Annotated in this window: 11 protein-coding genes; 7 read left to right on the top strand and 4 right to left on the bottom strand. The window is 65.1% G+C overall.

Going from position 1 to position 13356, the window contains the following annotated elements; translation table 11 throughout:
* Entirely contained in the window at positions 1-1689 is a 1689-nt protein-coding gene (kstD, locus tag B4393_RS11900) for a 3-oxosteroid 1-dehydrogenase (protein WP_078334466.1), read from the bottom strand.
* A gap of 88 nt (positions 1690-1777) precedes the next feature.
* Here kstD and B4393_RS11895 point away from each other — a divergent pair, with 88 nt between their 5' ends.
* From B4393_RS11895 to B4393_RS11865, 7 genes are all read left to right on the top strand, one after another.
* Positions 1778-3424, top strand: a complete 1647-nt coding sequence (locus tag B4393_RS11895) for an FAD-binding protein (RefSeq protein WP_078334299.1) — start codon at positions 1778-1780, stop codon at positions 3422-3424.
* Entirely contained in the window at positions 3424-4209 is a 786-nt protein-coding gene (locus B4393_RS11890) for a 2-keto-4-pentenoate hydratase (protein WP_070937196.1), read from the top strand. Before B4393_RS11895 ends, B4393_RS11890 begins: the two co-directional genes overlap by 1 nt.
* A 10-nt stretch (positions 4210-4219) precedes the next feature.
* Entirely contained in the window at positions 4220-5128 is a 909-nt protein-coding gene (locus B4393_RS11885) for an acetaldehyde dehydrogenase (acetylating) (protein ID WP_078334298.1), read from the top strand.
* A 1-nt stretch (position 5129) separates the two neighbouring features.
* The gene (gene dmpG / locus B4393_RS11880; protein ID WP_109558513.1) at positions 5130-6206 is read left to right on the top strand and encodes a 4-hydroxy-2-oxovalerate aldolase; all 1077 of its coding nucleotides are present in this window, start codon (positions 5130-5132) and stop codon (positions 6204-6206) included.
* Positions 6207-6810: 604 nt separating this feature from the next.
* Positions 6811-9972, top strand: a complete 3162-nt coding sequence (locus tag B4393_RS27795) for an AAA family ATPase (protein WP_078334297.1) — start codon at positions 6811-6813, stop codon at positions 9970-9972.
* A gap of 23 nt (positions 9973-9995) precedes the next feature.
* The gene (locus B4393_RS11870; protein ID WP_078334296.1) at positions 9996-10205 is read left to right on the top strand and encodes a hypothetical protein; all 210 of its coding nucleotides are present in this window, start codon (positions 9996-9998) and stop codon (positions 10203-10205) included.
* Positions 10206-10211: 6 nt separating this feature from the next.
* Entirely contained in the window at positions 10212-12161 is a 1950-nt protein-coding gene (locus B4393_RS11865) for a MinD/ParA family ATP-binding protein (RefSeq protein WP_078334295.1), read from the top strand.
* Here the strand turns inward: B4393_RS11865 and mnhG are convergent.
* From mnhG to B4393_RS11850, 3 genes are read right to left on the bottom strand one after another with little or no spacing between them, the layout of a single operon-like run.
* Positions 12158-12484: a monovalent cation/H(+) antiporter subunit G gene (gene mnhG / locus B4393_RS11860; protein WP_078281936.1), complete on the bottom strand. Its 327-nt coding sequence runs from the start codon at positions 12482-12484 to the stop codon at positions 12158-12160. The two genes, B4393_RS11865 and mnhG, sit on opposite strands and share 4 nt — an antisense overlap.
* On the bottom strand, positions 12481-12774 hold the full coding sequence (locus tag B4393_RS11855; RefSeq protein ID WP_070937190.1) for a monovalent cation/H+ antiporter complex subunit F: 294 nt from the start codon (positions 12772-12774) through the stop codon (positions 12481-12483). The genes mnhG and B4393_RS11855 overlap by 4 nt, the downstream gene beginning before the upstream one ends.
* Complete coding sequence (locus B4393_RS11850) at positions 12771-13349, bottom strand: Na+/H+ antiporter subunit E (RefSeq protein ID WP_078334464.1); 579 nt, start codon at positions 13347-13349, stop codon at positions 12771-12773. Before B4393_RS11850 ends, B4393_RS11855 begins: the two co-directional genes overlap by 4 nt.
* Positions 13350-13356: the final 7 nt, after the last annotated feature.

The following is a 13356-nucleotide window of genomic DNA, read 5'->3' as shown; positions in this document are numbered from 1 at the left end:
CTACTTCCCGGCGATATCGAGCGCGGCGAGGTAACCCCACGTCATGGCCGGGCCGATGGTGGCGCCCGGGCCGGCGTAGGTGTGCCCCATCACCGGGGTGCTGACATTGCCTGCGGCGTAAAGACCTTCGATGATGCTGTTGTCGTCGCGCAGCACACGGCCCTGGATATCGGTGCGCACGCCCCCCTTGGTGCCCAGGTCGCCCGGCACCATCTTGGCCGCATAGAACGGACCCTTCGCAATCGCTCCCAAGTTGGGGTTGGGCTTGTTGGTGGGGTCGCCGTAGTAACGGTCGTAGGCGCTCTTGCCACGGCCAAAGTCTTCGTCGACACCGCTGCGGGCGAAACCGTTGAACCGCTCGACGGTCTGTACCAACGCGTCGACGGGGAGGTTCGTGAGTTCCGCCAACGCCTCTATGGTGTCGGCCTTGACGATGACGCCGGACTCGATCCACTTGCTCGGAATCTTTTGTCCCGGCTGCAATCCGGCGAAGATGTACCGGTTGCGGTACTCCTGGTCGAACACGAGCCATGCGGGCAGGTTCTCGCCCGGTCCGGGGCCCTGGCCGTACTGGCCGCCGTACATGCGATGGGTGGCCTCGACATAGGGCAGCGACTCGTTCATGAAGCGCTTGCCCGAAGAGTTGACGATGATGGAACCGGGGGAGTTGCGTTCGGACAGCGCGAACCACGGACGGCCGACCAGTGGCACGGTCGGGCCCCACCACGAGTCCTCCATGAATTCTAGTGCAGCACCTAGCTTTTCGGCGGCCAGGATGCCGTCACCGGTGTTGGCCTTGGCGCCCACGGTCCACTCGTTGGTGATGGGGGCGCGCTGGTATTTCACCCGCATCTGCTCGTTGTGCTCGAAACCGCCGGATGCCAGGATGACGCCCTTGCGCGCCTTGATGACCGTCGGCTCGGCGGCTTCGGGAGTGCCCGCTTCACGCACGTAGACGCCCTTGACGGTGCCGTTCTCGATGTAGAGGTCGGTGAGCGCGGTGTTGAGCTTGACCGGGACCCCGGCGTCGCGCAGGCCGATGCGCAGTGCGGCCGACAGTGCCCGTCCCATGCCGACAAGCTTCTTGCCGGTGCCCTGTGCCCAGAAGGTGCGCACACCCACCCGCAAGCTGCGCAGCACACCACGCGGGTGGCGCTTGAGCTGATTCAGGCGCACGTAATCCTGCTGGCGCACGACGACATTCAGCGGAACCTTGCCGTACGGCGGCTCCAGATTGGGCAGTTCGTCGCCAAGCTTCTTGGCGTCGAAAGGCTTTGGTTCCACCGAGCGTCCGGCGGCACGCCCGCCGGGTGCCTCGGGATAGTAATCGGAGTAGTTGGGTACCCAGTCGAGCTTCAACGGGGAGTTCGCGAGCACGAACGAGAGCATCTCCGGCCCGCGATCGAGGTAGGTGTCGATCTTCTCGCGTGGAACGACGTCGCCGATGATGTTGTAGAGGTACTCGCGGGCGGCCTCCGGGGTATCGGTCTGGCGGGCCTTCTTGAGGACCTCGTTGTTGGGGATCCAGACGCCACCCCCGGAACGGGCGGTCGATCCACCGAAGTGAGGGGCCTTTTCGATCAGTACGGTGCTCAGCCCGTTGTGTGCCGCGGTGAGCGCCGCAACCATGCCGGCGCCACCACTCCCGACGACGACGACGTCGTACTCCTGCTCAGTCATGTAGAACACGTTATAGAATTGAGGCGGCCTGGCGCTACCAGCGTTGGCCAGTGGTTTCGCCGCCTGGACACTGTGATGTTGCGGTGAAAACAGAAACATGTTGCTGTTTTTGCTTTATGACGATGAGGGAGGCCCCGTGCCGGGTCGTTCGGACATGCCGTCGGCCGATGTCGTCATTGTCGGATACGGGGTGGCGGGAGCATCAGCCGCGCTCGCTGCCCTGGAGCGTGGGGCGTCGGTGGCCGTCCTGGAGCGATTCGGCGGTGGTGGGGCTTCTGCCATTTCAGGGGGTATTTATTACGCCGGTGGGGGCACCAACATTCAGCGTGACGCGGGCGTCGAGGACACCCCGGAGCTGATGCTGGAATACCTCCAATTGGAGGTCGGAGACGCCGTCAAACCCGAGACGCTGCAGAAGTTCGTCGACGGTAGCGTCGACACCCTGGATTGGCTACAAGGTTACGGAGTTCCGTTCGAAGGTTCGCTGGCCCCGTTCAAGACTTCGTACCCCACCAACGACTACTACCTCTACTTTTCTGGCAGCGAATCCTCAGGCATGGCGCGTGCTGCCACGCCGCCCCGTCAGCGCGGGCATCGGGCCTTTGGCCGGGGCGTGTCCGGCAAGGCGTTGTTCGCGCCGTTGGCAGCCTCCGCGGAGCGTTTGGGCGCCGATGTGTGGCGGCAGACCCGGGTCACCGACCTGATCGTCGAGGACGGTCGCGTGGTCGGGGTGCGGGGGATGACGCTGAAGGATGCGCCGGGCTGGGTCCGGCGGCTGTATTCGCGGCTCACCGACTACGCGACCAAGCCGGGCATCTACTACCCGCCGATGCGAAAGGCGTTGGAGGGTCCCGCGTACGCGTTGGAACGCCGGTTCGCCAGACCATTTGAGATCCGTGCCAATGACGGGGTGATTCTGTCCTCGGGTGGGTTCATCGCCAATCGCGAGTTGGTGCGGCGATATGCCCCGGCCTACCTGGACGGGTTGGAGCTGGGCACTGCCGGTGACGACGGAACCGCGCTGAAGCTCGCCGAGCCGTTGAACGCGGCCACCGGGCACCTCGACGAGATCTCGGCGTGGCGATTCATCGTGCCGCCTGCGGCGTTCCTCGGCTCGTTGCTGGTGGATGCCAAGGGGCAGAGGATGGTTGACGAGTCGCGCTATGGCGCCGCGCTGGGCAAGGCGATCGTGCAGAAGGCCGGCGGCGTCGGGTACTTGGTGGCCGACAAGGCATTGGTGAAACGGGCCCGCCAGCAGTTGGGTTCGCAGACGCTGTGGTTCCAGCGCATTCAGGCCGAGGCGTTCCTCAACGTGGGCCGCAAGAAGGCCGGATCCATCGAAGAACTGGCCGCCAAGGCGGGTATCGATCCGGATGCGCTCGCGCGCACCGTATCCGAACACAACCAGGCCATCGCCGACGGCACTCCGGATCCCTTGGGGAAACCCGACGACATTAGGGTCCCCATCGGGCAGGGGCCGTTCTATCTGTTCAACGTGTCCATCAAGACCAGCATGCTGAATCCGTGTCCCATGCTGACTCTTGGCGGGCTGGTGGTGGACGAGGAGACTGGTGCCGTGCAGACCACATCGGGCACGGCGATCCCGGGGCTCTATGCCGCCGGGCGTGCGGCGGTGGGTATCTGCTCCAATTCGTATGTGAGCGGATTGTCCCTGGCCGACTGCGTCTTCTCCGGGCGCCGGGCCGGGACCGAGTCCCGATTAGACACAGTAAGGCGGTCATAATGCTCAACCCCGAAGTTCGCGATGCCATCGCGGCCGATCTGGCCGAGGCCGAGCGCACCCGGGTGGCGATCGCGCCACCCACCGACACGCATCCGGATTTCGACGTGGTCGACGCCTATGAGATCCAGCTGATGAATATTCGTTCCCGCCTAGCGGACGGAGCCAAGGTCGTCGGGCACAAGGTGGGCCTATCGTCCGAGGCGATGCAGAAGATGATGGGTGTCCACGAACCGGACTACGGGCACCTGTTGGCCGATATGGAGTTGTTCGAGGATGTTGCGGCGTCGGCGTCCAAGTTCCTGTTCCCGCGGGTAGAGGTGGAGGTCGGGTTCATCCTGGCCGCTGATCTGCCCGGCGAAGACTGCACCGAGGACGACGTACTGGCGGCGACTGCGGCGTACGTACCGTCCATCGAGGTAGTGGACAGCCGGATCACCAACTGGCAGATCAAGATTTGCGACACCATCGCCGACAACGCGTCCTCTGCGGGGTTTGTCATTGGCAAGCAACGGGTTTCGCCAAAAGATATCGACATTAAGTCGATCGATGCGGTGCTGACCTGCAACGGCGAGAAGTTGGCCGAAGGTAGAAGCGATGCGGTGCTGGGTAATCCGGTGACATCGGTGGCATGGCTGGCGCGCAAGGTGGCCTCGTTCGGGGTACGTCTGCGGGCCGGTGACGTGGTACTGCCGGGTTCGTGCACGCGGGCGTTCGACGCGCATCCGGGGGACGAGTTTATCGCCGAGTTCGCCGGACTTGGTTCGGTCCGACTGGCTTTCGAGTAGAGGAGAGATTGTGGCATCAAAGGCATCTGTAGCGATTGTCGGTTCGGGAAACATCAGCACCGACCTGCTGTACAAGTTGCAGCGTTCCGAGTGGCTGGAGCCGCGGTTGATGATCGGCATCGACCCCGAGTCCGAAGGTCTCAAGCGTGCGCGCGGTTTCGGTCTGGAAACCTCGCATGAGGGTGTCGACTGGCTGTTGGCGCAGGACGAGAAGCCGGACCTGGTGTTCGAGGCCACGTCCGCGTACGTGCACAGGGCTGCCGCGCCCCGGTACGAGGAAGCAGGGATCCGGGCGATCGACCTGACCCCCGCCGCAGTAGGTCCGGCGGTGGTACCGCCGGCGAATCTGCGTGCCCACCTTGATGCTCCGAACGTCAACATGATCACCTGCGGTGGTCAGGCGACGATTCCGATCGTGTATGCGGTATCCCGTGTCGTCGAGGTGCCCTACGCCGAAATCGTGGCCTCGGTCGCGTCCGTGTCGGCAGGCCCGGGCACGCGTGCCAACATCGACGAGTTCACCAAGACCACGTCCAAGGGTGTTGAGGTGATCGGCGGCGCCAAGCGCGGCAAGGCGATCATCATCCTGAACCCGGCCGATCCGCCGATGATCATGCGCGACACCATCTTCTGCGCGATCCCCGAGGATGCCGATCGCGATGCGATTACCGCCTCGATTCATGATGTGGTGAGCCAGGTTCAGCAGTACGTGCCCGGATACCGGCTGCTTAACGAGCCGCAGTTCGATGAGCCTTCGGTGGTGAACGGTGGCAACCACGTCGTCACCACCTTCGTTGAGGTGGAGGGCGCGGGCGACTTCCTGCCGCCGTACGCCGGGAACCTGGACATCATGACCGCGGCCGCCACCAAGGTCGGCGAGGAAATCGCCAAAGAACTTCTATCTGCAAAGGTTTCGTGAAATGGGTTCGGATACCAGCACTCAGCTCTTGGGCACCGACGTTGTTTTCTTCGATGCCGCCTGGGACGTCCGGATCACCGACACGTCACTGCGCGATGGGTCGCACCACAAGCGGCACCAGTTCACCGCCGATGAGGTGCGCGCGATAGTCGCAGCCCTTGACGGTGCCGGCGTGCCGGTTATCGAGGTGACCCACGGTGACGGGCTCGGCGGGTCCTCGTTCAACTACGGATTCTCGAAAACCCCTGAGCAGGAACTGATCAAGCTCGCAGCCGAGACCGCTACGAACGCAAAGATCGCCTTCCTGATGCTGCCGGGTGTGGGTACCAAGGAAGACATCATCGAGGCGCAGGGCAACGGCGGGTCGATCTGCCGCATCGCCACCCACTGCACCGAGGCCGACGTCTCGATTCAGCACTTTGGGCTGGCGCGTGAGCGTGGGCTGGAAACTGTTGGCTTCCTGATGATGTCGCACACCATCTCACCGGAGAAGCTGGCCAAGCAGGCGCGGATCATGGCCGACGCCGGATGCCAGTGTGTGTACGTGGTGGACTCCGCGGGCGCGCTGGTTCTGGACGGTGTCGCGGACCGGGTCGCCGCGGTGGTGGCCGAACTGGGGTCGGATGCTCAAGTTGGTTTTCATGGGCACGAAAACCTCGGTCTCGGTGTCGCCAACTCCATCGAGGCGGTGCGCGCCGGTGCCAAGCAGATCGATGGCAGCACAAGGCGTTTCGGCGCAGGTGCGGGCAATGCTCCGGTCGAGGCGCTGATCGGTGTGTTCGACAAGATCGGTGTGAAGACGGGTATCGATTTCTTCGATATCGCCGATGCCGCCGAAGAGGTTGTCGCGCCCGCGATGCCCACTGAGTGCTTGCTGGACCGCAATGCGTTGATCATGGGCTATAGCGGGGTGTACTCGAGCTTCCTCAAGCACGCCATCCGACAGGGGGAGCGTTACGGGGTGCCCGCGCACCAGCTGCTGCACCGCGCCGGCCAGCGCAAGCTCATCGGTGGCCAGGAGGACCAGCTCATCGATATCGCGCTGGAGATTCAGCGGGAGAACGCCGCGAAGGGGTAGGCAGCGCGCTCGGTAGCTGCCGCGTCGTTACGGTGCGGTTACGCTGCTGCCCCCGGCGCCGGTGGGATCGACGACTGGCCGAATTGTTCGGGGGCCCGATGCCAGTGCGGCGGTGATATCGCCGAACCTTCCGGGACCTCGCCACCCAGCGGTGAGATTGAGCACCGCGCGCGGAGGCTCGGTGGTCGGCCTTCCTCATCGGCCCCGATGGTGGCGTGCCGCTGTCGCTGCCAACTCGCTCACGGTGGCAGGCTCGGTCACCGCGACGATTTCGATGTCGTGGGATTTCCGCGGGATGTCCTGAGGCCTGCGAGCTGCGGCCCAGCAGATGCCCGCAGGGTGCGAAGATCTGGCCGGTGAGCCTCAGCGTGGCTTAGCCAGTCCTCGCTAATCGAACGTGAGGGCGGCGGGCGGGTCCGGCGCCCGGGACCGTGCGGGTACGGGATCGCACCGAAAGCTGCGGGGACATTGCCACCTCCCTTAAGCTGCTGGTTGAGTGCGGGGGTTTATGCGGTTGGGTAACCGGTCTTGATACCCGTGCGCTAGCTACTGAGTACCATCGAACTCTACGAAGATTTGGCGATTGAGGAAGGGGAGGGGGACGTTGCCCAAGCAGGATCGTGGAGCACCGGCCCGTCCTCCGTGGTTGCCCGAAGAAGATGAACAACGAGGCTTTCTTCGGTCGTTGAGGCGCAAGAAGCGCAACGCGGACGAGGACGAACCCAACGAGGAATCGTTAACCCACGAGACCGAACGGCCCTCCACGCCCAAGGCTCCTGCACAGAAGCCGATCGCCGAACCGGTCGCTGCTCCCGTCGAAGAACGCGCGGCCGTCAGGCCTGGCGAAGAAAAGGCCAACGGCGCCAAGCCGATGCCCGACGTGTCCAAGTACTACACCCCGCCGCGCAAGCCGGAATCCGCCGACGAGCAGCCGCCCACGGACCAGGCGAAGGCAGTTGTCCAGGTGCCCGTTTCGGAGCCTGTTGCAGAGGCGCCGCGGATCGTCACGGGCCCGCTGCCGGAGATAAAGCCGGAATCACGGCCAATCCCGCAGGTCGAGCAACTCTCGTCGTCTCCGCCCGCCGAGTCCCCGGCAATCCCCGAGCCGGAGCCCGTGGATCCTGAGGCCACCCCTGCTGTGGAGGCGGCCCGGCAGCCTCCGATCGAGCCGACGCCGCCCCGCGAGACCCCTGCCCCGCGGGAGGCGGCCAGTGGGCCCGCACCCACCCCGGAACAGGCTGTCGCGGAGCCTGGGAATCAGGACCCGTTCTCGCGATTCAGCCTGCTCGAAGCGCAGCTACGCCAGATGAGCCTTGACGAGAGCATCACCGATGACGAGCTCGAGCGTCACCGGCGCCACACGATGCCCGAATCCGGGCCCATGGCAGAGGCTCACGCTCCGCTCAGCTTCACGCCACCAGAGGCGGCCGATATCGCCTCCGGCCCCGCCGATGAGGCGCCAGAGGCGGCGCACGCGGCCGATGATGCGCAGTCGGCAGCGCCGGTACCCACGCCTACGTTGGGTTTCACGCTGCCAGAGGCCACGAATGACCTGCCGGAAGCAGCCGAGGAGGCTGTTGCCGAATCTGCCGAATCTGCCGAACCCGAGCCTGTGGTGGCGGCCGCACAGGATGACGAGTCCGAGTCGTTTTCTGCCGAGACGGAACCAGATACCGGCGCGCAGGAACCAGATACGGGCCTGACCGAGGATTTCGTTCCTCAAGAACCTGAACCGACCGAGCCCGAACCGAATGCCGAAATCGCCGGCGAGTTTGTTCCGCAGAATCCGGTTGTCGAGCAGCCCACTCGGCCGGAAGTAGCCCACACGCAGGCGGATGCGCCCGTGGCCGAGCCCGACGACGTCGACGCCAGGGCCGCCGCGCTGTTACAGCGCATCGAGGCCAAGCGCGCGGAGCTCAACGAAGAATTGGCTGCCCACGATGCTGCCGAGGCGGAAGCATCTCAATCTGAGCCGGAGCCCGCCCCATTCGTACCCATGATGGCGCCGTGGGCTTCGGTGCCCGAGGTGGTGAATTCGCCCGAACCCGCGCCCGCCGAAGCCGCCGACGAAGCCGAGACGGAATCCGCCGCGGTGGCCGACCCCGAACTTGAGGGGTTTGCACCTCTGGTAGACGAGGACATCGTCATATCCGCTCCGGCGGTGTACGCGGAAACTTCCGCGGTCGACGCTCTCGAGGACGTGGTGTCGGAGGGCGCGATTGCGTCCGAGCCGGAAACCCCGGCAGCGCGGACGATCGATCCGGAGCCGGTCGAGGAAATCGTCGACGCCGCATATGAACAGCCTGCCGAAGCTTCCGTCGCCGACGTGCCGGAGCAATCCGAACCCGAGCCGGTTGCGGCGCCCGCACCTGCCGCGGTGCCCGAGCCGCAATCCGTCGAGCCTTCGCCGTCGAGTGCGCCTCCGTCCTGGGAGATCCCCTCGACTCCGCAGGCTCCACCCGCTGCGGAGTCGCCCGCACAGCCCGCGTACTTCGTGCCACCGACAGCGCCGCCGCAGCCTGACCAACAACCACCGGTGCAACAGCAGCCCGCCGCACAGGCCCCGCCGGGATGGAACCCACGTCAGCCCTACCCGGGACAGTGGCCGCAGGGCGCACCGCAAGCTCCGCAGCCCTCTGGCGGGCAACATCTTTCGCCGCAGCCACCGCCACAGCCCACGAGCGTTGAGGGGCAATGGCAGTGGGTGCCGCAGCCGCAACAGGAGCCGCAACCTCCCGTGCAGCAGGAGCCCCCCGCGGGCTACGTGCAACCCCCTCAAGGGGCCGCCCCTCCGGCCAATTATCGTGCGCCGCAGGCCTACCGGATGCCGCCTTCGCTTGATGAGGCCGAGGTGATCAACCGTGGGCGCTATGCGCCGCGATCCGGCTGGCGCAAGGCGGTACACCGGTCTACCGGTGGCCGCGTCAACCCGGGCGACTCGCGGCGGGATCGCGAGCAGGACCAGCTGCTGGCGAGCATCCGTCAGCCGATCCTCGGCGACTATCGCATTGCGGTGCTGTCCATCAAGGGTGGTGTCGGAAAGACAACCACCACACTGGGATTGGGCTCGGCCTTCGCGACGATCCGCACCGACCGGATCATCGCTGTGGACGCCAACCCCGACCGCGGAACCCTGGCCGAGCGCGTGCGCGATCATTCGACGCAGTCGACCGTTCGCGATCTGCTCAACGATCGGAACATCAGAAGCTACGCCGATGTGCGCAACCACACCCGGATGGCCACCAGCCGTCTGGAAGTCCTTGCCAGCGAACAGGATCCGGCGGTATCGGAGGCTTTTGGTGAGATTGACTATCGCAATACGATCGACATCCTGCAGCGGTACTACAACATCATCCTGACCGACTGTGGCACCGGCATCATGCACTCGGCGATGGCCGGTGTGCTCGATCTCGCGCACACCATCGTGCTGGTGAGCTCCCCGGCCATGGACTCCGCCCGTAGCGCCTCGGCCACCCTCGATTGGCTTATGCAGCACGGCCATGCGGCGTTGGTGCGCGAAGCCCACGTTGTCCTGAGCGCGTCCCGCCCCGGGTCGGCGGGAATCAAACTGGACAAGGTCTACGAGCACTTCCAGGCGCGTTGCCGGTCCATCCACATGATCCCCTTCGATCCGCATCTCGCCGAGGGAGCCGACGTCGACTTCAATCTGCTCAACGCGGACACCAACGCGGCGTACCTGAAGCTGGCGGGTGCGATCTCGGAGAGTTTCCCACGGCTTCGCATGCGCGGCGACGAGCAGCGATAATACGAAAGAGGCAGGACAGCAAGATGATTGACGCTAGAGACGCCCGGCGGTTCGTTGACGCCGGTGTGTTCTCGCTCGGTATTCCGATCGGCGGTCCGGAGACGGGCCGCGATGCCGTCGATCAGTCCAGGCCGCAGCGATGTGGTGTCGTGATGGCCGGTGATGGGCGTATCGGGGCTTCCGGCATGCGCGCGGCGGCTCTCGAGAACGTGCTCGGACTGATGGCGAAGTGAGCTGGCATGGCTGATTCCAACGACAACGCACCCGACTCGCCGCCGCCTAGCGGCCCGTGGCGCGAACCCATCGCGGATGGGTTGGGTGGCGGTGACACCAAGGGCAATCCGTTCCGTCGTTCCAAGAATCCCAATCAGGAATTCGTGCCGCCGAGCGCCGACTACTTCCCGCAGCCGACGTTGAAGCCGCCGCCCCCATTGCCGAAGTCCCCCAAACTGTCACGGCGTCAGCGGAATCACCAGCGTCCGATGAACCCGATCTGGGAACCGGATCCGTTGAGTTCCTACGGCATGCCGCAATACCAGAACCCCGCTCCTCCCGCTGCGCCACAGGGATACGGTGCGCCGGGGCAGCAGCCACCGCAGAACTATCAGCCACCGCAGAACTACCAACCGCCGCAGAACTATCAGCCGCCGCAGAATTACTACGCACCGCCGCAGAATTACTACGGCCCGCCGACTGATCAGCCACCGGCGCCCGCGGCTCCGGTAGAACCCGCTGCACCCAACGTGCCGCCTGCCTCGCAGGAGCCGGCGAGCCAGCTGCCGGCGTGGCCCGCATCGGCGGTGGTACCCGAGCCTGCCGCCCCGGAACCTCCCGCGCCGCCTGTGGAGACACCTGCCGCCCAAGAAGAAGAGGTCCACCGGGACGAGGCACCCAAGGAACAAGCGTCCGCCGTGGCACCCGCGCCTGCGCCGGTCGCCCCGGAGCCCATCCCACAGATCCGGCCCGACGACGCATCCTCGATGATTCCGGACGGCATGACCCCCTGGGGCGGGCAGGCGCCGCACATGCCGCCTGTACCAACACCACCCGTGCGATCATGGGCTCCGCCACCGCCCGCGCCGCAGGCTCCGGCAGGCCCGCCGGTGGCGTTCCCTCAAGCCGACTGGAACGCGCCGGCCGCACCACAACGGGCTCCCTTTGTTCCGGGCCAGACCCCGTTCACCGCTGCCCGGCCGGAAGCCCCCGTGTATCGGCCGGCACCGCAGCCGCAGCAGCCGCAACGACCGCAGGGGCCGAGTCACGACCAACTCGGTCTCATCAGATCGATCAAGCCGCTACCCAGGAGTGGATGGCGCAAGGCCGTCCACCGTCTCTCGGGTGGCGCGATCAACCCCGGCGAGTCCTCGGAGGAATCGCATCGCAGTGAGTTGATCGACCGGATCAACCTGCCGGTTCGCGGCGACTACCGGATCGCGGTGTTGTCCCTGAAGGGCGGTGTCGGTAAGACCACCACCACGTTCTCGCTGGGTGCCACCTTCGCCTCACTGCGCGGTGATCGTGTGATCGCTGTTGACGCCAACCCGGACTTCGGCACACTTGCCCAGCGCGGACCAGACGAGACCCGTTCAACTGCGCGAGATCTGTTGCGAGATCCGGATATTCACCGTTATTCCGATGTGCGCAGGCACACGTCGCAGAGTGCGAGCCGTCTGGAGGTGCTGGCCTCCGAACGGGATCCGGCGGCATCGGAGTTGTTCTCCGAAGCCGATTACCTGGCGGTCATGCGGATTCTGCAGCGGTTCTACAACATCATCCTGACCGACTGCGGCACCGGTCTCATGCACTCGGCCATGGCCGGCGTGCTGGGTGAAGCGAATGCGATCGTCCTGGTGACGTCTCCGGCCATCGATGGTGCCCGTAGCGCTCTGGCGACTCTGGACTGGCTTGACCACCATGGTTATTCGCACCTGGTACGGCAGTCCGTGGTGGCCATCAGTTCGTCCAGGCCGGGGGCTTCCTCGATCGACCTCGAACAGCTGAGTCGACACTTCCTGACCCGTGCGAGGGCCGTGCACATCATCCCGTTCGACAACCACCTGTCGGAAGGGTCGGAGATCTCACTGGACCTGATGGGCAAGAAGACCCGCATGGCATTCATGGAACTGGCCGGCTCGGTGGCGGACGGTTTCTACGAGGGTGGCAACACCCGGCAGACGAGTTGGGGCTAACGCTCCAGTTCGTCGGTCGTCATGAGGTCGTCACGGACACTGCGCTCGTGGTACGCCAGCCGTGCGACCCGGTGCGCGACAACCGGGGCAGTGATGATGGTGAACAGCCCGGTCAGCACGATCATGCTGACATCGGTATGCCCGCGTAGCCGCAGTGCGGCACCGGCCAGAACCAGCAGCAGTCCCAACACCTGCGGTTTGGACGCGGCATGCATGCGGGCCAGGGTGTCGGGGAATCGCACCACGCCCATCGCGGCGGTCAGGGCCAGCGCCGAACCCAATAACACCAGCGCGCCGGAGATCCCGTCGAGGAATGCGTTCATCGCGGCGTCCTCCTTTCATCGCGGGGATTGATCGCGGTATCGGGCACCCGGAATCGGGTCACGCTCACCGAACCCAGGAAGCTGATCAGGGACAGTGCGACCATCCCGTAGAGCACTGTGGAATCCAGGCTGTAGGCCGCCCACGCGGCGAGCCCGCACATGGTGACGGCCACGAGAGTGTCGACGGCCACCAGCCGATCCAGTGTGTTGGGTCCGGCGAGTAGCCGGTAGGTCGTGACGCCGGCCGCCGCAATGAGCAGCACCGCGGCTATATGCCATACGAGGTTCATACGCCCTCCCTCGTCTCGGACTCGTCGACGGTGTCATCTTCGGGATGCCAATCGACGTCTCGTTCGAATGCCGCGATGAAAAGCTTTTCCAGTTGCCGCAACTGGGTGTAGAAGCTCGCCACGGCCTTGGGAGAGCCGACATCCAACACGTGTACGTACGCCAGCCGGCGCTCCTGGTCGATTTCCAGGACCACCGATCCCGGGATGATCGTCAAGGTATTGAGCAGCAGTGCCATCACAAGGTCCGACTTCACCGAAATCTGCGCCCGCAGTACGGCACTCAACGGAGGTGGTCCCGGCCTGATGGCCCACCAGGCGACCTGCAGGCTGGATAGCACCATGTACCAGCCGACGGTGAGTGCCAGCCGGATCATGGAGACTACGTGCAGCCGGCCTTCGACCGGCAGCCGAGGCATGGGCAGCAAGACCGTGATGACCAAGGCCACCACCAGCCCGTTGATGGTGTTGGCCGCCGAGAAATTGCCCCAGAGCATGGTCCACACCAGCATGAGCCACACCAAAGTCCAGGCCCGCAGCACGATTTCGCGTGGTCCGTACTTTGTCAGCTGCTTGATCGGTGTC

Origin of the sequence: Mycobacteroides franklinii (genome assembly GCF_002013895.1) — a bacterium.
Taxonomy (GTDB): Bacteria; Actinomycetota; Actinomycetes; order Mycobacteriales; family Mycobacteriaceae; genus Mycobacterium; species Mycobacterium franklinii.
Note: the sequence above shows the minus strand (reverse complement) of the source record. Positions and strands in the feature narration are given on the sequence as shown.